Source organism: Blautia stercoris (assembly GCF_054657695.1).
In genome coordinates this window covers 1,164,369-1,184,183 of the sequence record NZ_BAAHYF010000001.1, presented here as the reverse complement: position 1 = coordinate 1,184,183, position 19,815 = coordinate 1,164,369, and the positions used below count along the sequence as shown (strand labels likewise).

The 19,815-nt window shown below is 39.8% G+C and carries 15 protein-coding genes; all 15 read left to right on the top strand.

Annotated elements, in window-relative coordinates:
* Positions 1 to 237: 237 nt before the first annotated feature.
* The 15 genes from ACYQ2D_RS05700 to ACYQ2D_RS05630 all read left to right on the top strand — a co-directional run bounded on the left by ACYQ2D_RS05700 (position 238) and on the right by ACYQ2D_RS05630 (position 19,590).
* The gene (locus ACYQ2D_RS05700) at positions 238 to 1,311 is read left to right on the top strand and encodes a carbamoyl phosphate synthase small subunit (RefSeq protein ID WP_187558196.1); all 1,074 of its coding nucleotides are present in this window, start codon (positions 238 to 240) and stop codon (positions 1,309 to 1,311) included.
* Positions 1,311 to 4,511, top strand: a complete 3,201-nt coding sequence (gene carB, locus ACYQ2D_RS05695; protein ID WP_022303781.1) for a carbamoyl-phosphate synthase large subunit — start codon at positions 1,311 to 1,313, stop codon at positions 4,509 to 4,511. The genes ACYQ2D_RS05700 and carB overlap by 1 nt, the downstream gene beginning before the upstream one ends.
* Positions 4,512 to 4,587: 76 nt before the next feature.
* Positions 4,588 to 5,430 carry an undecaprenyl-diphosphate phosphatase gene (locus ACYQ2D_RS05690; RefSeq protein ID WP_117455344.1) on the top strand — a complete coding sequence of 281 codons (843 nt, stop codon included), beginning with the start codon at positions 4,588 to 4,590 and terminating at the stop codon, positions 5,428 to 5,430.
* Between the two features lie 288 nt (positions 5,431 to 5,718).
* Positions 5,719 to 6,648 (top strand): carbamate kinase, encoded by a 930-nt coding sequence (gene arcC / locus ACYQ2D_RS05685; protein WP_187558195.1) that lies wholly within the window; start codon positions 5,719 to 5,721, stop codon positions 6,646 to 6,648.
* A 153-nt stretch (positions 6,649 to 6,801) separates the two neighbouring features.
* Positions 6,802 to 8,259 (top strand): UDP-N-acetylmuramoyl-L-alanyl-D-glutamate--2,6-diaminopimelate ligase, encoded by a 1,458-nt coding sequence (locus tag ACYQ2D_RS05680; RefSeq protein WP_117455539.1) that lies wholly within the window; start codon positions 6,802 to 6,804, stop codon positions 8,257 to 8,259.
* Between the two features lie 16 nt (positions 8,260 to 8,275).
* Positions 8,276 to 10,498: a replication restart helicase PriA gene (gene priA / locus ACYQ2D_RS05675; protein ID WP_459784857.1), complete on the top strand. Its 2,223-nt coding sequence runs from the start codon at positions 8,276 to 8,278 to the stop codon at positions 10,496 to 10,498.
* 74 nt (positions 10,499 to 10,572) lie between these two features.
* The gene (gene def / locus ACYQ2D_RS05670) at positions 10,573 to 11,055 is read left to right on the top strand and encodes a peptide deformylase (RefSeq protein WP_022303786.1); all 483 of its coding nucleotides are present in this window, start codon (positions 10,573 to 10,575) and stop codon (positions 11,053 to 11,055) included.
* A 2-nt stretch (positions 11,056 to 11,057) separates the two neighbouring features.
* On the top strand, positions 11,058 to 12,002 hold the full coding sequence (gene fmt / locus ACYQ2D_RS05665) for a methionyl-tRNA formyltransferase (protein ID WP_459784856.1): 945 nt from the start codon (positions 11,058 to 11,060) through the stop codon (positions 12,000 to 12,002).
* 1 nt (position 12,003) lies between these two features.
* Entirely contained in the window at positions 12,004 to 13,356 is a 1,353-nt protein-coding gene (gene rsmB, locus ACYQ2D_RS05660) for a 16S rRNA (cytosine(967)-C(5))-methyltransferase RsmB (RefSeq protein ID WP_022303789.1), read from the top strand.
* Between the two features lie 2 nt (positions 13,357 to 13,358).
* Positions 13,359 to 14,405 carry a dual-specificity RNA methyltransferase RlmN gene (rlmN, locus tag ACYQ2D_RS05655; RefSeq protein ID WP_117455355.1) on the top strand — a complete coding sequence of 349 codons (1,047 nt, stop codon included), beginning with the start codon at positions 13,359 to 13,361 and terminating at the stop codon, positions 14,403 to 14,405.
* Position 14,406: 1 nt separating this feature from the next.
* Entirely contained in the window at positions 14,407 to 15,153 is a 747-nt protein-coding gene (locus ACYQ2D_RS05650) for a Stp1/IreP family PP2C-type Ser/Thr phosphatase (RefSeq protein ID WP_022303791.1), read from the top strand.
* On the top strand, positions 15,147 to 17,381 hold the full coding sequence (pknB, locus tag ACYQ2D_RS05645) for a Stk1 family PASTA domain-containing Ser/Thr kinase (protein ID WP_459784854.1): 2,235 nt from the start codon (positions 15,147 to 15,149) through the stop codon (positions 17,379 to 17,381). Before ACYQ2D_RS05650 ends, pknB begins: the two co-directional genes overlap by 7 nt.
* The gene (gene rsgA, locus ACYQ2D_RS05640) at positions 17,381 to 18,259 is read left to right on the top strand and encodes a ribosome small subunit-dependent GTPase A (protein ID WP_444147331.1); all 879 of its coding nucleotides are present in this window, start codon (positions 17,381 to 17,383) and stop codon (positions 18,257 to 18,259) included. Before pknB ends, rsgA begins: the two co-directional genes overlap by 1 nt.
* 10 nt (positions 18,260 to 18,269) lie before the next feature.
* On the top strand, positions 18,270 to 18,956 hold the full coding sequence (rpe, locus tag ACYQ2D_RS05635; RefSeq protein ID WP_459784852.1) for a ribulose-phosphate 3-epimerase: 687 nt from the start codon (positions 18,270 to 18,272) through the stop codon (positions 18,954 to 18,956).
* The gene (locus tag ACYQ2D_RS05630) at positions 18,928 to 19,590 is read left to right on the top strand and encodes a thiamine diphosphokinase (protein ID WP_459784851.1); all 663 of its coding nucleotides are present in this window, start codon (positions 18,928 to 18,930) and stop codon (positions 19,588 to 19,590) included. Before rpe ends, ACYQ2D_RS05630 begins: the two co-directional genes overlap by 29 nt.
* Positions 19,591 to 19,815 lie beyond the last annotated feature (225 nt).

The following is a 19,815-nucleotide window of genomic DNA, read 5'->3' as shown; positions in this document are numbered from 1 at the left end:
AAGAGATGTGGTATAATATAAAGTAATCTCAGAATATTTACGGAGCTTATCTTTGTGGCTGATTGTCTGAGGGAACAGGAAAAAGTGAGCAGAAGATAAAAAATTTTAAAACTGTAAAAAATATAGAAAAAAAGGTTGAAAAATGAAATATCTTGTGATACACTTTTTACAATTTGGGGAAAAATAGGAAACCCGTAAACTAACAGCAAGAAATAGGAAAGGGAGACAGGTGAAAAAATGAAAGCATTTTTGATACTGGAAGACGGCACCGTCTTTACCGGCACCAGCATTGGGTCGAAAAAAGAAATTATTAGTGAGATAGTCTTTAATACATCTATGACAGGTTATCTTGAAGTCCTTACGGACCCTTCTTATGCCGGACAGGCTGTCTGCATGACATATCCGTTAATTGGTAACTATGGCATCTGCCACGAAGACCAGGAGTCTTTGAGACCGTGGCCAGATGGTTACATCGTCAGAGAATTATCACGAATTCCAAGTAATTTCCGCTGTGAAGATACAGTTCAAAACTTTCTTAAGAAGTATGATATTCCGGGAATTGCCGGAATCGACACAAGAGCACTGACAAAAATCTTAAGAGAAAAAGGTACCATGAATGGTATGATTACAACGAATGAAAACTACAATCTGGATGAGATTATTCCGAAATTAAAAGAATATACAACAGGAAAAGTAGTTGAGCGGGTTACCTGCGAAGAAAAACATGTTTTAAAAGGAAATGGTCCAAAAGTTGCATTGCTTGACTTTGGTGCAAAAGAAAACATTGCAAAATCCTTAAATGAGAGAGGATGCGAAGTGACAATTTATCCTGCAGCAACACCGGCGGAAGAAATCTTAAAGAGCAATCCGGACGGAATTATGCTCTCAAACGGACCTGGAGACCCGAAAGAATGTGTTTCCATTATAAAAGAAGTAAAGAAACTTTATGATTCAGAAGTTCCGATTTTTGCAATCTGCCTTGGACATCAGTTAATGGCATTAGCAACAGGTGCAGATACCAAGAAGATGAAATACGGACACAGAGGAGGAAATCATCCGGTAAAAGATTTGGAAACCGGAAGAGTTTATATTTCTTCTCAGAACCATGGTTATATGGTAGATACAGATACCTTAGACCAAAATGTGGCAGTGCCGGCATTTGAAAATGTAAATGATAAGACAAACGAAGGATTGAAATATATCGGAAAGAATATTTTTACCGTACAGTTCCATCCGGAAGCATGCCCGGGACCACAGGATTCAGGATACTTATTTGACAGATTTATGAAGATGATGGAGGAAAGCAAATAATGCCGAAGATTCAGGATATTAAAAAAGTACTTGTAATCGGCTCCGGTCCGATTGTAATCGGACAGGCAGCAGAGTTTGACTATGCGGGAACACAGGCTTGCCGTTCCTTGAAAGAAGAAGGAATTGAAGTTGTACTCTTAAACTCCAATCCGGCAACCATCATGACAGATAAAGATATTGCAGACCGCGTTTATATTGAACCGCTTACCGTTGAAGTGGTAGAGCAGTTAATTATGAAAGAAAAACCGGACAGTGTGCTTCCGACTCTTGGTGGACAGGCAGGATTAAACCTTGCAATGGAACTTGAAGAAAGAGGATTCTTAAAAGAACATCATGTACGTCTGATCGGTACTACTTCCCAGACTATAAAAAAAGCAGAAGACCGTCAGGAATTTAAAGATACCATGGAAAAAATCGGAGAGCCGGTTGCAGCATCTTTAGTTGTACGTAGTGTAGAAGCAGGTATTGAGTTTACGAATAAGATCGGTTATCCGGTTGTACTTCGTCCGGCTTACACCCTTGGTGGAAGCGGTGGTGGTATCGCTTATAATGAAGAACAGTTAGTAGAAATTCTGGAAAATGGTCTGCGTCTTTCTCGTGTTGGAGAAGTTTTAGTAGAACGTTGTATCGCAGGATGGAAAGAAATTGAATACGAAGTAATGCGTGACGGTGCAGGAAACTGTATTACCGTTTGTAACATGGAAAACATTGATCCGGTTGGTGTCCATACCGGAGACAGTATCGTAGTTGCACCATCTCAGACTCTTGGTGACAAAGAGTATCAGATGCTTCGTACTTCTGCACTCAATATCATTACAGAACTTGGAATTACAGGTGGATGTAACGTACAGTATGCATTAAATCCAGACAGCTTTGAATACTGTGTTATCGAAGTAAACCCGCGAGTTTCCCGTTCTTCTGCACTGGCTTCTAAAGCAACCGGTTACCCGATTGCAAAAGTTGCAGCAAAGATTGCACTTGGTTATACACTTGATGAAATTCCAAATGCAATTACAGGAAAAACTTATGCAAGTTTCGAGCCAATGCTGGACTACTGTGTTGTAAAGATTCCGCGTCTGCCGTTCGATAAATTCATCAGTGCAAAGAGAACTTTAACTACACAGATGAAAGCAACCGGAGAAGTTATGAGCATCTGCAATAACTTTGAAGGTGCATTAATGAAAGCTATCCGTTCTCTGGAACAGCATGTAGACAGTCTTATGTCTTATGACTTTGCAAGCTTGACAAAAGAAGAATTAATCGAAGAATTAAAAATTGTCGATGATATGAGAATCTGGAGAATTGCAGAAGCAATCAGAAAAGGCATTTCTTATGAAGAAATTCATGCAATTACAAAGATTGACATCTGGTTCATCGATAAACTTGCAATTCTTGTAGAAATGGAACAGGCGTTAAGAGAACAGGAATTAACAGAAGACTTACTGCGTGAGGCAAAGAGAATCGAATTCCCGGACAATGTCATTGCACGTATCACAGGGAAGACAGAAGATGAAATCAAAGCATTAAGAAAAGAATGGAATATCACCGCTGCTTATAAGATGGTAGATACCTGTGCAGCAGAGTTTGCAGCAGAAACACCATACTACTATGCTGTATATGGTGGAGAAAATGAAGCGGTTGGTGAGACAACAAAGAAAAAAGTACTGGTACTTGGTTCCGGACCAATCCGTATTGGACAGGGTATCGAGTTCGATTTCTGTTCTGTACATTGTACCTGGGCATTTAAGAAGGAAAACTATGAAACTATTATTATCAACAACAATCCGGAAACCGTAAGTACAGACTTTGATATTGCAGATAAACTGTATTTCGAGCCATTAACACCGGAAGATGTAGAAAATGTAGTAAATGTCGAAAAACCGGACGGAGCAGTGGTTCAGTTTGGTGGACAGACAGCAATCAAATTGACAGAGGCCTTGATGAAGATGGGCGTTCCGATTCTTGGAACATCTGCAGAAGATGTAGATGCGGCAGAGGACCGTGAACTCTTTGATAAGATTCTTGAAGAGTGTCATATTCCAAGACCGCAGGGGCATACAGTATATACAGCAGAAGAAGCAAAACAGGCAGCACATGAGCTGGGATATCCGGTTTTAGTTCGTCCTTCTTATGTACTTGGCGGTCAGGGTATGCAGATTGCAATCAACGATGAAGACGTGGAACAGTATATCGGAATCATCAATCGAATTGCACAGGAACACCCGATTCTGGTTGATAAGTATCTTCAGGGAAAAGAAATCGAAGTCGATGCAATCTGTGATGGACAGGATATTTTGATTCCTGGTATCATGGAACATATCGAGAGAGCCGGTATCCATTCTGGCGACAGTATTTCTGTTTATCCGGCACGTACCATCTCTGATACTGCAAAGAAAACAATTGAAGAATACACCAGACGGCTGGCAAAATCTCTGCACGTTATCGGTATGATTAACATTCAGTTTATCGTATGCGGAGAAGATGTCTATGTAATCGAGGTAAATCCTCGTTCCAGCCGTACTGTACCGTATATCAGCAAAGTAACCGGTATTCCGATCGTGCCGCTTGCAACAAAGATGATTCTTGGTTACAAACTGCGTGACCTTGGATATGAACCGGGACTTCAGCCGGAAGCAAAACACATTGCAATCAAGATGCCGGTATTCTCATTCGAGAAAATTCGTGGTGCTGATATCAGCCTTGGACCGGAAATGAAATCTACAGGTGAGTGCCTTGGTATTGCTCAGTCCTTTAATGAAGCACTGTATAAAGCATTCTTAGGTGCCGGAATTAATCTTCCAAAACACAAGAACATGATTATCACAGTAAAAGATGAGGACAAAGAAGAAGTCATTCCGATTGCACGTCGTTTTGAAGCTTTAGGATACAAAATTTACGCAACAAGAAGTACTGCAAAAGTACTTCAGGAAAATGGTGTTCATGCCGTTCGTACCAATAAAATTGAACAGCCGTCACCAAACCTTATGGATCTGATTTTAGGACATAAAATTGACCTGGTTATTGATACTCCGTCTCAGGGTGTAGAAAAAGCAAAAGATGGATTTATTATCCGTCGAAATGCAATTGAAACCGGTGTCAATGTACTGACTTCTCTTGATACAGCAGAAGCTTTAGTAACAAGTTTGGAAAATACAGATATTCAGAAACTGGAACTGATTGATATTGCGACTGTAAAATAAACAGTGCAGAATTAGAAAGAAAAAGCGGATTGTGGAAAATTGGCAATCCGCTTTTCTGATTTTAAAGGAGACATCAATGGATTTTATTGAATTACTCAAGGTTATTTTTCTGGGAATTGTCGAGGGAATTACCGAGTGGCTTCCGGTCAGCAGTACCGGACATCTGATTTTAGTAGAAGAATTTATCAAATTAAATGTAAGTGAAGCATTTTGGGAAATGTTCATGGTTGTTATTCAGCTTGGAGCAATCATGGCGGTCGTAGTATTGTATTTTAAAGAGTTATGGCCGTTCCAGAATCAGAAAAAGGCAAAGGGTGCACTGGAACGCTATGTAAAAACCGATAAAATGATTATGTGGTTTAAAATCGTAGTTTCCTGTATTCCGTCCATCGTAATCGGTCTGCCGTTTAATGATTTTATTGAAGCACATTTTAATAACTATCTGGTTGTTTCGATTATGCTGATTGTCTATGGTATCTTTTTTATTCTAATCGAAAATTACAATAAGAAGAGAACGGCTTCTATCAATTCTGTTGTAGAAATCGGATGGAAGACTGCATTTTTAATTGGAGTATTCCAGCTTTTAGCAGTCATTCCCGGAACATCCCGTTCCGGGGCAACTATCATCGGAGGAATTCTGCTTGGAACTTCAAGAACAGTTGCCGCAGAATATACTTTCTTCCTTGCAATTCCGACCATGTTTGGTGCAAGCTTATTAAAACTCGTAAAATTTGGTCTGAATTTCACTGGAACAGAAGCCATAATTCTGATTGTCGGAACTTTAGTTTCTTTTGTGGTTTCAATTCTGGCAATTAAATTCCTGATGGGATATATTAAAAAACATGACTTTAAAGTATTCGGGTGGTATCGAATTGCCCTCGGTATTGTAGTGTTATTATTCTTTTCACTCTTTCGATAATCAATATTTTTCTGATTCATTTAAGGTTTGTTAAGATAGTTTCTTGTTTTTTTATAAAACGGACATAATTTTATCACAATTTATCTTTATAATAGGTTTCAGATAGTTGATGAACCACTCACTATCTCCCCCCTCAAGTAAAAAAACCGGTGCTTGCGCATCGGTTTTTTTCATTCTACATAAAACTTTGTTCCATATAGATTAAAGTGATATCTTGCTTGCATAAATGGCTAAAGAGAGGTAAAATAGAAGTATTAAAAGCATCAGAGGGAAAGGGGTACTTATTTTATGGCAAAGAAGAAAGTAGTAGTTGCATTAGGACACAAGGCATTAGGTACTACATTACCGGAACAGAAAAGTGCAGTAAAGAAAACCGCTGCGATTATCGCAGATTTAGTAGAAGCAGGTGCAGAGCTGGTTATCACTCACAGTAACGCACCACAGGTTGGTATGATTCATACCGCAATGAATGAATTTGGAAAGGTACATTCAGACTATACCGCAGTTCCAATGTCTGTCTGCTCAGCGATGAGTCAGGGATATATTGGATATGATATTCAAAATGCAATCCGTGCAGAACTGCTTCGACGTGGTATTTTTAAACCGGTCAGCACAATTATTACACAGGTCACAGTTGACCCGTATGATGATGCGTTCCATGAACCGGTGAAAGTAATTGGACGAGTTTTGACAGAAGAGGAAGCAGAACTTGAAGAACAGAAAGGAAACTATGTCACAAAAGTAGAAGGCGGTTACAGACGAATTGTAGCAGCTCCGAAACCACAGGACGTAGTAGAAATTGATGCAATCCGTACACTCTCCGATGCAGGTCAGATTGTAATTGCCTGTGGAGGCGGTGGAATTCCGGTCTTAGAACAGCAGGCATCTTTAAATGGAGCAAGTGCGGTAATTGAAAAAGACCTGGTTAGTGGAAAACTGGCAGAGCTCTTAGATGCTGAGGAACTTTTAATCCTTACAAGCGTTGAGAAAGTTTCTTTAAATTATCAGTCAGATAAAGAAGAGAAGATTGAAAAAATGGATGTTGAAACTGCAAAGAAATATATGCAGGAAAATCAGTTTGGGGCATCTACAATGCTTCCAAAAGTTGAAGCAGCTGTCAGCTTTGTAGAGAAAAAAGCAGGAAGAAAAGCAGTGATTACCTCGATTGACCGGGCAAAAGACGGTTTCCTTGGAAAGACCGGTACAGTTATCGAGTAAAACTTTTTGCAGAAAAAAGAAAAGACCATCTCCGAAAATTAAAAAGGGGATGGCTTTCTTTTTGCTATGTGACTTGCTTAAGAAGTACGGTTTATGTTATCCTATATACCATACCAGAAATAAAAATCCTTTTGAAAGGAGAGATAGAAAATGATGAAGCTATCACAATTATTAGAACAGATTGAATATACATGTGTTCAGGGAGGTCTGGACAAAGAAATCAAAAGTGTTGTTTATGATTCAAGAAAAGTGACACCGGATTCTTTATTTTTATGTATTAAAGGCGCAGTGTCTGATGGACATAAATATGCAAAGGAAGTTGTAGAAAAAGGTGCGACAGTACTTGTCGTTCAGGATGAAGTAGAAGTGCCGGAAGAAGTTACCGTTATCCGTGTGGAAAATACCCGTTATGCGATGGCATGTATTTCAGCAGCATGGTTTGGACATCCGGCCGAAAAAATGAAAGTCATCGGTATTACCGGAACAAAAGGAAAGACAACCACTACTTATCTGGTAAAATCTATTCTTGAAAATGCGGGATATAAAGTCGGATTAATCGGTACAATTGAGGCAATTATCGGAGATGAAGTCATTCCGGCTGCGAACACTACTCCGGAGTCTTATATTGTGCAGGAATATTTTGCAAAAATGGCAGAGGCAGGCTGTGACTGTGTTGTGATGGAAGTTTCCTCACAGGGTTTGATGCTTCACAGAACCGCAGGTTTTGTATTTGATTTTGGTATCTTTACAAATATTGAACCGGATCATATCGGACCAAATGAGCATAAAGATTTTGATGATTATCTGCATTGCAAAGGATTGTTATTTAAACAGTGTAAAGTTGGAATTGTAAATGCCGATGATGAACATGTACAGCAAGTATTGGAAGGACATACCTGTACGGTAGAAACTTATGGTTTGCATGACAATGCAGATTTATGGGCAAAAGATTTAAAATTAGTGACTGGAAAAGGTGTGCTTGGAATTGACTATGAAGTACAGGGATTGATGGATTTCCCGGTTGAAATCGACTTGCCCGGAAAATTTAGTGTCTATAATTCTTTGACAGCAATCGCAATTTGCCGTCATTTTGGAGTTTCCGAGGAGAATATTCAGAAAGCCTTAAGAGCTGCAAAAGTAAAAGGTCGTATTGAGATGGTAAAGGTATCCGATGAATTTACACTGATGATTGATTATGCTCATAATGCGATGAGTCTTGAAAGTCTTTTGACAACATTAAAAGAATATAAACCAAAACGTCTGGTGTGCCTCTTTGGATGTGGAGGAAACCGTTCCAAGCTGCGCCGTTATGAAATGGGCGAGGTATCCGGAAAACTGGCGGATTTGACTATTATTACTTCAGATAATCCAAGAAATGAAGAGCCACAGGCAATTATCGATGATATCAAAATCGGAATCGGAAAGACAGATGGAAAATACGTGGAAATTATTGACCGTAAAGAAGCAATTGCTTATGCGATTCACAATGGACAGCCAGGTGATGTTATTGTACTTGCCGGTAAAGGTCATGAGGACTATCAGGAAATTAAAGGAAAGAAATATCCAATGGATGAGCGTGATTTAATTCGTGACATCCTTGCAGGGAAATAGAATCAGCAGAAAATAGATGAAAAAATGGTATGCAGATATTATTGTAGATATTTCACAGGAAAAATTGGACCGGACGTTTCAGTATGAAATTCCGCAAAATTTACTTGGAATCATAAAAATAGGTACAAAAGTAGAAGTACCGTTTGGAAAAGGAAGCCGAACCATCAGTGGTTATGTGATTGGGATTTCAGATAAGCCGAAGATAGAAGAAAGCAAAATCAAACCTGTTTCAAAGATATGGGAAAAAGGAATTGAAATTGAATCAAAATTAATCGGACTGGCAGGATGGATGAGCAGGGAGTACGGCTGTACGATGAATCAGGCATTAAAAACCGTACTTCCGGTAAAAGAAAAAAAACAGCAGAAGGAAACCAGAACCATTTGCCTTAAAATTGAACCGGAAGAAGCGAAAGCGCTGTTAGAAGAATGGGAAAGAAAACACTATAAGGCAAAGGCAAGGCTGTTAGAAGCACTGCTTTTAAAAGGAGTACTTTCTTATACCGAGGCAACGGGAAATTTAAAACTTTCCGGTGCCGGAATCAAAAAAATAGAAGAAAGTGGTATCATTCAGATTGAAAATCAGAAAGTATATCGTGATCCTGTGCATCGAAAAGAAACGAAAACCGTTCAAAAACAGTTAAATGAAGAACAAGACAGGGCGGTACTTGAGATTTTAGAAGAGTGGGAAAGTCCTTTTCATCGTCCGGTTCTGCTTTATGGAGTGACAGGAAGCGGAAAAACAGAAGTTTATATGAAGCTGATAGAAACGATACTTCGGGAAGGAAAGCAGGCAATTGTACTGATTCCTGAGATTGCACTGACGTATCAGACAGTGGAGCGTTTCCGTGCCTGCTTTGGAGAGTGTGTGTCTTTTTTACATTCGAGACTTTCAGCAGGAGAGCGTTATGATCAGATGGAGCGGGCGAAAAATGGAGAGATTTCAATTATTGTAGGACCTCGTTCTGCTTTATTTACACCATTTCCAAATCTTGGATTAATTGTAATTGATGAAGAACAGGAATCCTCTTATAAGAGTGAGAAAACTCCGTGTTATCACGCAAGAGAGACCGCAATCGAGAGAGCCAGACAAGAAAAGGCAAATGTTGTTATGGGTTCAGCGACACCGACAATAGAGTCTTACGAACGTGCAAGAAAAGGAGAGTATCTGCTTGTTACATTAAAGTCCCGCTATCAAAATCAGGTGATGCCTGATGTGACGATTGTAAATCTGGCAGAAGAATTAAAGGCGGGAAATCGCTCTGTATTCAGTCAGAGTTTACAGGAAAAGATAAAAGAACGGCTTGAAAAGAAGCAGCAGGTGATGCTGTTTTTAAACCGAAGAGGTTATACCGGATTTGTGAGTTGTCGGGCATGCGGGCATGTAATGAAATGTCCGCATTGTGATGTGTCCCTGACGTCTCACAGGAATGGAAAGCTGATTTGTCATTACTGCGGATATACGATTCCGAATGTAAAAGAGTGTCCCTCCTGTGGTTCACCTTATATTGGAGGTTTTAAAGCAGGAACACAGCAGATAGAAGAACAGGCGCATCTGTTCTTTCCAAAAGCGCGGATCCTTCGGATGGATGCCGATACGACAAGAAGAAAAGACGACCATGAGAAGATCTTATCTGCGTTTTTGGCACAGGAAGCAGATATTTTAATTGGAACGCAGATGATTGTAAAAGGTCATGATTTTCCAAATGTAACGCTGGTTGGAGTGATTGCGGCAGATTTGTCTTTAAACGTAGGAGATTACAGGGCTTCCGAGCGTACATTTCAGCTTCTTACACAGGCAGTTGGGCGTGCAGGGCGTGGCAGATTTGCAGGGGAAGCGGTGATTCAGACGTATCAGCCGGAACATTATAGTATTGTGACTTCGGCCAGACAAAATTATGAACAGTTTTTTGAACAGGAAATCGTTTATCGCAGTTTGATGGGGTATCCTCCGGCAAAATCAATGCTGACGATTTCGGGCAGCTCGGCAGAGGAAGCCTTGCTTTTGGAGGGATTAACCTACTGCCGAAAATATATTGAAAGTATTTATAAGAAAAATGATTTGTTAATCGTAGGACCGGCACCGCAGAGTATTTCTAAAATACAAGACATGTACCGTATGGTACTGCATCTGCGGCATGGAAATAAAGAAATCTTGATTAAAATTATGGAAAGACTGGAACGCTATATTCAGATTAATAAAGGCTTTGAAAAGATTTATATCCAGTTTGATATGAATTAATTGAATTGTTGTACAGCAAAGTAATTCGCAGGCAGTAGAGTAAGAGATTGAATGAAAAGAGGAGTAAGAAAGACATGGCATTAAGACAAATTAGAGTGCAGGGAGATACCATTTTAGAAAAAGAATGCAGAAAAGTAGATGAGGTAACACCAAAAATCCGTGATTTAATCGAAGATATGATAGAGACCATGTATGACGCAAACGGAGTTGGTCTTGCTGCACCACAGGTAGGAGTGTTAAAACAGATTGTTGTCATTGATACCAGTGCAGACGGAGAAGGATTGTATGTATTAATTAATCCGGAAATTCTTGAAACATCTGGCAGTCAGACAGGAGAAGAAGGTTGTTTAAGTGTACCGGGCATGTCAGGTGTAGTGACAAGACCGGACTATGTAAAAGTAAAAGCTTATGATGAAAATATGGAAGAATTTATTTTAGAAGGAACAGAACTTTTAGCCAGAGCTATCTGTCATGAGACAGACCATTTACATGGAAAACTGTATACAGAACTGGTGGAAGGGGAACTGCACCGTGTAAATTACGAGGAGGAAGAATAGGAATGAAAGTTGTTTTCATGGGAACACCTGATTTTGCAGTCGGAACATTGGAAGAGATCGTAAAAGCAGGACATGAGGTGGCGGCAGTTGTCACTCAGCCGGACAAACCAAAGGGCAGAGGAAAGACTTTAATGCCGACGCCTGTAAAAGAAGCTGCATTAAAATATGCAATTCCGGTCTATCAGCCATTAAAAGTAAGAGCAGAAGAGTTTGTGAAAGTGTTAGAAGAAATTGCACCGGATATCATTGTGGTAGCTGCATTTGGACAGATTATTTCAAAAGAAATCTTAGAACTCCCAAAATATGGATGCATCAATGTACATGCGTCCTTGCTGCCTGCCTATCGAGGAGCAGCTCCGATTCAGTGGGCTGTCATTAATGGCGATAAGGAATCTGGTGTTACCATTATGCAGATGGATGAGGGACTGGATACCGGTGATATGATTGATAAAGTGGTTGTACCGATTGAAAAAGAAGAAACCGGTGGAAGTCTGTTTGATAAATTAAGTATTGCCGGAGCAAAACTCTGTGTAAAAGTAATGGCTGATTTAGAAGCGGGAGTGGCAGGGCGCATTCCTCAGCCGGAAGAAAGTACTACACCTTATGCGAAAATGATTAGTAAGCAGATGGGGAAAATTGACTGGAATCGTCCGGCAAAGGAGATTGAACAATTAGTACGTGGATTAAATCCATGGCCGAGTGCATATACCAGTATGAATGGAAAAAATTTAAAAATCTGGAGTGCTGAAGTATTAGAAAAATCAGAAGCGGATGAGGCACAGACAGGACAGATTCTGCGTGCAGATAAGAATGGACTTCTTGTTCAGACAAAAGAGGGCTGTTTAAATATCAAAGAATTACAATTAGAAGGAAAAAAACGTATGGATACGGCTTCTTTTCTTCGTGGATACCCGGTGGATACAGGTTTGACATTAGGGGATAAGTAGAATGGCGGTTCAGGTAAATACGAGAGAATTGGTATTGCAGACATTGCTTGAAATTAATAAAGAAGGTCAGTATGGACATATTGCAATCCGCAATACACTGGAAAAATACCAGTATTTGGAAAAACAGGAAAGAGCATTTATTACAAGAGTCTGTGAGGGCACACAGGAGAATCAGATTAAAATCGATTATATGATTAATCAGTTTTCAAAGATTAAAGTCGAAAAGATGAAACCGGTGATTCGCGAAATTTTAAGAAGCAGTGTCTATCAGATGTTTTTTATGGATTCGATTCCGGATAATGCAGTTTGTGATGAAGCAGTTAAATTAACCAGAAAAAAAGGATTCTATAATCTGACGGGTTTTATCAATGGTGTACTCAGACAAATGGCAAGAAGGCGAAAGAGTATTGTATTCCCGGAAAAATCAAATGAGAAAGAATATCTTTCGATTGAATATTCTGTACCGGAATGGATGGCAGAAAAGTTTTTAAAACAGTTTGGATTTGAAAAAACCGAGAAGATTTTGGCTTCTTTTATGCAGGAGAGACCGCTTACCGTGCGGATCCGCAAGTCTGAGATTAATAAAGAAGAAGTACTGGAAAGCTTAAAATCAGAAGGGATACAGGTAGAAAAAGCTCCTTATCTGGAAAATGCGTATTATTTAAGCGGATATGATTATCTTCCGGCGTTAGAAGCATTTCGTGCCGGAAAAATACAGGTTCAGGATGTCAGTTCCATGTTGGTTGCTGAAATTGCCGGCATAAAAGCAGGAGATTTTGTAGTGGATTTGTGTGCTGCCCCAGGAGGAAAGACCCTTGCGGTGGCAGACAAATTAAATGGAACAGGCAAGGTGAGTTCCAGAGATGTCAGTCAGAAAAAAGTAGAATTGATTCAGGAAAATGTCACCCGCATGGGATTTCATAATATCGAAGCAAGTGTAAAAGATGCGACGGTATTTGACTCTTCTATCATGGATCAGGCGGATGTTGTCATTGCAGATGTTCCATGCTCGGGGCTTGGAGTAATCGGCAGAAAGAAAGATATCAAATACAATATGACTTTGGAAAAAATCAAATCCTTAGTTCCACTTCAAAGAGAAATTCTGGAAAAAGCAGCCTGCTATGTAAAACCGGGGGGTGTTCTGATTTACAGTACCTGTACGATTACCAAAGAAGAAAATACAGGAAATATTGCCTGGTTTATTTCAAACTATCCATATAAATTAGAAAGCATTGAGCCTTATATCTGCGAAGAACTTCACTGTAAGACAACTAAAGACGGCTACTTACAGATGCTTCCGGGAATCCATAAGAGCGATGGATTTTTTATGGCAAGACTTAGGAGGGTGGAATAAAGATGCAGAAAACAGATATTAAGTCCCAGACTCTTGAGGAACTCAAAAACACCGTTTTGGAATTGGGAGAGAAGCCATTTCGTGCAAAACAGCTCTATGAATGGATGCATGTAAAGCTGGCGGATGATTTTGATGAGATGACCAATCTCTCAAAAGATTTCCGGCAGAAATTAAAAGAAAACTGTACGTTGACTGCTTTAAAAAAAGTGGAAGTTCAGATTTCCAAGATAGATGGTACAAGGAAGTATCTGTTTGCACTTTCAGATGGAAATGTGGTAGAAAGTGTGCTTATGCGCTATCATCATGGAAATAGTGTGTGTATTTCTTCTCAGGTTGGTTGTAAGATGGGATGCCGTTTTTGCGCTTCGACGATTGGAGGCTGGACGAGAAATCTGACCGCTGCCGAAATGCTTGACCAGATTTATCAGATTCAGAAAGATTCCGGCGAGCGGGTATCAAATGTAGTAGTAATGGGAACCGGCGAGCCACTGGATAATTATGATTCCCTGCTTCGTTTTATCCGTATGTTAAGTGACGATAAGGGTTTAAATATCAGTCAGAGAAACATCACGGTTTCTACCTGTGGAATTGTACCGAAGATGTATGAACTTGCGGAAGAAAAACTTCAGATTACACTGGCGCTTTCTCTCCACGCTTCGAGTCAGGAAAAAAGAGAAGAATTAATGCCGATTGCAAACAAGTACAGTCTGGATGAAGTACTTGATGCATGCAGAAATTATTTTGAAAAAACCGGCAGAAGAATCACATTTGAGTACAGTCTGGTGGGCGGAAAAAATGATTCCGAAGAGGATGCACAGCGTCTGGCAGAACTGATAAAAGGTTTAAACTGCCACATTAATCTGATTCCGGTTAACCCGATTAAAGAGCGAAATTTTGTCCGCTCAGAAATGAAAGTTATCTTAAATTTTAAAAATAAACTTGAAAAATACCAAATTAATGTTACTATTAGAAGAGAAATGGGTCAGGATATTGACGGGGCCTGTGGACAATTAAGAAAGAGTTATATCGATAACAAAGAGGATTCGTAAGATGAAATCATATTCTATTACAGATGTGGGCCAGATACGGACACTCAATGAGGACTTCGTATTTGCCTCAGATACCCCTGTGGGAAATCTGCCGAACCTCTTCGTAGTTGCAGACGGAATGGGTGGACATAATGCAGGTGATTTCGCATCAAAATATGCAGTGGAGACACTACTTGAGACAATCCGTGTTAATCCTGAGAATAATCCAATTAAAATCATCCGTACTGCGATTGAGACTGCGAACAGTTCTATCTTAAAAGAAGCGGCAGAACATGAGACAATGAGCGGAATGGGAACAACGATAGTTCTGACAACAATTGTAGGTGATTACGCTTATGTGGCAAATGTAGGAGACAGTCGGCTGTATCTGATTAACGATGAGAGGATTATTCAGATTACAAAAGACCATTCACTGGTGGAAGAAATGGTGCGAATGGGCGAAATTTCCGAGGAAGATGCAAGAAATCATCCGGATAAAAACGTGATTACACGGGCGCTTGGTGCAACAAAAGATGTAGCAGTAGACTTCTTTGACGTTCATTTAGAACCGGGAGACAGGCTTCTATTATGTTCCGACGGGCTGACCAATATGGTTTTAGATGAAGATATAGAAGACATTATTGTTTCTGAAGAATTGCTTGAAACTGCCGGTAAAAGACTGGTAGAAGCGGCGAATGAAAATGGAGGCAAGGATAATATAGGAATAGTTCTGGTAGAACCAGACACAAAAGAGGTGGAAGTATGTTAGATGTGGGAGTTATTGTAAGTGACCGCTATGAGATTGTGGGTTGTGTCGGCTCCGGTGGAATGGCGGATGTATACAAAGCGAAAGATCATAAACTGAATCGTTTTGTTGCAATAAAGGTATTGAAAGCAGAATTTGGTTCTGATACAACCTTTATCAGTAAGTTTCAAAGAGAAGCACAGGCCGCAGCAGGTCTGGCGCATCCAAACATTGTAAACGTGTTTGATGTAGGAGAAGATAATGGCATTAATTATATTGTAATGGAGCTGGTTGAGGGAATTACCTTAAAAGAGTATATTTCCAAAAAAGGCAGACTGACGATAAAAGAGACAACCAGTATTGCAATTCAGGTTGCAATGGGACTTGAAGCAGCGCACAATAAAAAGATTGTGCATCGTGATATCAAACCGCAGAATATTATTATTTCTACGGATGGAAAAGTAAAAGTAACAGATTTTGGTATCGCAAGAGCCGCTTCTTCCAATACAATCAGTACCAATGCAATGGGTTCGGTTCATTACAGTTCTCCGGAACAGGTACGTGGTGGTTACAGTGATTATAAGAGTGATATCTATTCATTAGGTATCACAATGTATGAGATGGTGACAGGAACGGTTCCTTTTGATGGCGATACAACTGTTTCTATCGCAATCAAACATCTTCAGGAGGAGATGATACCACCGTCAGAATTAAATCCACAGCTTCCACACAGTCTGGAAGAAATTATCATGAAATGTACCCAGAAAAGTCCGGACAGACGATACAATTCACTGGCAGAGTTGATCAGTGATTTAAAACAGTCTTTGATTGATCCGGACGGAAATTTCGTAAATCTGACTCCACTGAGTAATCATGCGCAGACGGTTGTAATCTCTCCGGAAGAGATGGAACAGATTAAACGAGGTGCAGTGGCAGCAGGAAATACCGTGCCGGAAAGTAATCCGGAAGTAAATTATGAAGATTTTGAAATTCCGGATGAAGATGAATATATCGACAACAACGCAGATTATGATTATAAAGATGATGTAGATGACTATGATGCAGAGGAAGAAGAACCACACAAAAAAGGAATCAGTCATACATTGGAAAAGGTGATGACAATTGGTGGAATTGTGGTAGGAGCAATTATTATCTGTGTCTTAGTTTACACAATCGCATCAGCTTCGGGCTTATTAAAATTCGGTTCCTCTAAAAATAATAACAGTGGGAATACGACGGCTTCAGACAGTAAATCAGAAAAAGATTCAGACAGCAGTGTAAAACAGGTGGAAGTTCCGGATTTAACAAACAAGACACCGGAAGAAGCACAGAAAACATTAAATGACTTGCAGTTAGGGTATAAGAATGGCGGAGAAGAAGCATCTGACAGTGTAGCAGAGGGAAATATCTGCCGTCAGGATGTAGAAGTAGGAACAAAAGTAGAGCCGTATACACAGATTACCTGTTATATCAGCAGTGGAACAGAAGAAATTCAAGTACCGTATGTGACTGACTATTCACAGACAGATGCAGAAGCAATGTTAAAAGAATTAGGCTTAAAGACAGCGGTACAGAAAGCAAACAGCAGTGACATTACAATCGGAAATGTTGTTTCAACTGACCCGGAAGCCGGAACAAGCGTAAAAGCCGGAGATACGGTAACGTTGACTATCAGTATCGGAGAAGGAGATACTGCAGTACGTGTGCCAAATGTGATTGGGACAAGTGAAGCGGATGCAAAGAGTACCTTAAGTCAGCTGGGACTTCTTGTAAGCGTTCAGACAGGAAATGACCAGTCTGTAAACGAAGGAGAAGTTTATAAACAGAGTGTGGACAGCGGAACGAGGGTAAATACAGGAGAAACGATTACAATTTATGTAAGAAGCAGCAGTTCTTCGGATGACGAAGACAGTGAGGACAGCAAGACAGATAAAGATAAAGATAAAAATAAAAATAAAGATAAAAATTCCAGCAGTTCCTCTGATGGAACATGGAAGCCTGCAAACAGCCTTCAGCAGCCGACCAATTATCAGGGTGGAAAAGTAAAAGTAGAACTGGTACAGACAGATGATGATGGAAATACTTATTCGGACCAGTCAATGGAAGTGGACGACCCACAGTTTCCGTTGTCCATTCAGGATTTAAATGGTCATCCTGGAATTACAAGCGGAACTGTAGTGCTGTATGAATGGATTGATGACAGCTATCAGATTATTGACCAGTATGATGTTTCTTTTAGGCAGGTAAATTGATGATTGGAAAGATTATGAAAGGGATTGCCGGATTCTACTACGTTGGTGTAGCAGAATCCGGAGTCTATGAATGTAAAGCAAAGGGAATATTCCGAAAAGATAAAATAAAACCCCTTGTTGGGGATGATGTGGAAATAGAGGTCCTGAATGAAGAGGAGAAACTTGGAAATATCGTAAAGATTCTTCCAAGACGTAGTGAATTGATTCGTCCGGCAGTTGCAAATATCGATCAGGCATTGGTTATTTTTGCAGCCAGAGAACCAAAGCCGAATCTCTCTTTATTGGACCGCTTTTTAGTTATCATGGAAAAACAGGATGTTCCTGTGATTATCTGTTTTAACAAACAGGATTTATGTGACGAAGAAGAAGTTGGACGTCTCAAAGAGATTTATGAAGCCTGTGGCTATCCGGTGGTGCTTGCAAGTGCAAAGCAGGGTGAGGGGATTGAAGAAATCAAATCACGGCTTCGTGGGAAAACGACAACAGTTGCAGGACCGTCCGGAGTGGGAAAGTCTTCATTGACGAATCTGCTTCAAAATGAGGTGCAGATGGAAACCGGGGAAATCAGTAAAAAATTGGGAAGAGGCCGTCATACGACAAGACATTCACAGATCATTCAGATAGAGGAAGATACCTGGCTTTATGACACACCAGGATTTACCTCTTTTTATGTAGAAGAAATCGAAAAAGAAGAATTACGTTTTTATTTTCGAGAGTTTTCTAAATACGAAGGAACATGCCGTTTTCAGGGCTGTACACATACGCATGAACCAGGATGCATGGTAAAAAATGCATTGGAAGAAGGAAAAATCTCAAAAGAAAGATATGAAAATTATCTTGAACTCTATGGGGAATTAAAAGAAAAAAGAAGGTATTAGGAGGGACAATATGTATCAGTTATCGCCATCAATTTTATCCGCAGATTTTATGAAGTTAGGGGAAGAAATTAAAAAAGTAGAAGAAGCGGGAGTCGAATGGCTTCATATTGATGTTATGGATGGAATATTTGTACCGAGTATTTCATTCGGAATGCCGGTGATTTCTTCAGTCAGAAAAAAATGCAGTCTGTTTTTAGATGTACATCTTATGATTGAAGAACCGGCTCGTTACATTTCGCAGTTTAAAGCAGCGGGAGCCGACATGCTTACCGTTCATGCAGAGGCCTGTAAGCACCTGGACAGTACTCTTTATCATATTCGGGAAGCCGGAATGAAAGCAGGGGTTGCAATTAATCCGGCAACACCGCTTTGTGTAGTGGAAGAGGTACTTGGAATTGTTGATATGGTGCTCATTATGACGGTAAATCCGGGGTTTGGAGGGCAGAAATATATTCCGTATACGACAGAAAAAGTAAAGCGGTTAAAAGAAATGCTGAAGAACAAGAATCTGGATGTAGATATCGAAGTAGATGGTGGAATCAGTAAAAATACAATGGATCTGGCATTGGATGCAGGAGCAAATATTCTGGTTATGGGATCTGCGATTTTTAATGGAGAGGCAAAGGAAAATGCCATGATGTATCAGAATCGGTTGGAGGCTTATGAACATGAACACAGTGTTGATTTGCGGCGGTGAAATCAATGATGAGTTTAGCTTAGTCTGTTTAAAGCAGATAAAGCCGGACTGTATTATCGGGGTCGATAAAGGATTAGAATTTTGCTATCGAAATCATGTCATTCCGGATTGGATTTTAGGCGATTTTGACAGCATTTCCAAAGAGGTGATAGACTGGTATAGGAAACAGCAGGAAATTCCGATTCGTCAGTATAAACCGGAAAAGGATGATACCGATACCAGACTTGGAATGGAACTGGCACTAAAGTTGGGCAGTGATAAGATTTTTCTGCTTGGGGCAACCGGAGGAAGATTAGACCATTATATGGGAAATCTTCAGTCGCTCTTAATTACGGCAAGGAAAGAAAAAGAAGGCTGGATTTTAGATGAGCAAAATGCAATTACGGTTAGAAGAGCAGGAAAAATTTGTATTCACAAAGAAGAACAGTTTGGAAAATATGTTTCGTTTTTCTCTATGGGAGATGAAGTGACAGGATTGTCTTTAACCGGATTTCAGTATCCGCTGGATGGTTACACTCTGAAAAATTCAGATGGAATCGCAGTCAGCAATCAGTTGTTGGATGATTGTGGTATTATAGAATTTGAGACAGGTTATCTGATGATGGTTTTGTCGAAAGATAGAACAAAATGTTGATAAATTTTGAAAACAGCTTTAATCTGAAATGGGATTAAGGCTGTTTTTTGATTTTAGCAGAAAATAGCAGACTTCTTGCAATCTAAGAATTTACTTTTTGGATTTGTTATGCTATAGTATAAAATAAGTCTTGGGGCTCTTTTCAAAAGAATCAGGAGATGTTCCTGTTACAATTTAGTGGTGAAAACCCATAGGCTTGCCTGTGGGAGTAGTCAGTACATAGGA

Excerpts from the sequence above, each read along its gene's own strand:
- ACYQ2D_RS05700 (WP_187558196.1), top strand. The coding sequence starts at position 238 with ATGAAAGCATTTTTGATACTGGAAGACGGCACCGTCTTTACCGGCACC.
- carB (WP_022303781.1), top strand. The coding sequence starts at position 1,311 with ATGCCGAAGATTCAGGATATTAAAAAAGTACTTGTAATCGGCTCCGGT.
- ACYQ2D_RS05690 (WP_117455344.1), top strand. The coding sequence starts at position 4,588 with ATGGATTTTATTGAATTACTCAAGGTTATTTTTCTGGGAATTGTCGAG.
- arcC (WP_187558195.1), top strand. The coding sequence starts at position 5,719 with ATGGCAAAGAAGAAAGTAGTAGTTGCATTAGGACACAAGGCATTAGGT.
- ACYQ2D_RS05680 (WP_117455539.1), top strand. The coding sequence starts at position 6,802 with ATGAAGCTATCACAATTATTAGAACAGATTGAATATACATGTGTTCAG.
- priA (WP_459784857.1), top strand. The coding sequence starts at position 8,276 with ATGAAAAAATGGTATGCAGATATTATTGTAGATATTTCACAGGAAAAA.
- def (WP_022303786.1), top strand. The coding sequence starts at position 10,573 with ATGGCATTAAGACAAATTAGAGTGCAGGGAGATACCATTTTAGAAAAA.
- fmt (WP_459784856.1), top strand. The coding sequence starts at position 11,058 with ATGAAAGTTGTTTTCATGGGAACACCTGATTTTGCAGTCGGAACATTG.
- rsmB (WP_022303789.1), top strand. The coding sequence starts at position 12,004 with ATGGCGGTTCAGGTAAATACGAGAGAATTGGTATTGCAGACATTGCTT.
- rlmN (WP_117455355.1), top strand. The coding sequence starts at position 13,359 with ATGCAGAAAACAGATATTAAGTCCCAGACTCTTGAGGAACTCAAAAAC.
- ACYQ2D_RS05650 (WP_022303791.1), top strand. The coding sequence starts at position 14,407 with ATGAAATCATATTCTATTACAGATGTGGGCCAGATACGGACACTCAAT.
- pknB (WP_459784854.1), top strand. The coding sequence starts at position 15,147 with ATGTTAGATGTGGGAGTTATTGTAAGTGACCGCTATGAGATTGTGGGT.
- rsgA (WP_444147331.1), top strand. The coding sequence starts at position 17,381 with ATGATTGGAAAGATTATGAAAGGGATTGCCGGATTCTACTACGTTGGT.
- rpe (WP_459784852.1), top strand. The coding sequence starts at position 18,270 with ATGTATCAGTTATCGCCATCAATTTTATCCGCAGATTTTATGAAGTTA.
- ACYQ2D_RS05630 (WP_459784851.1), top strand. The coding sequence starts at position 18,928 with ATGAACACAGTGTTGATTTGCGGCGGTGAAATCAATGATGAGTTTAGC.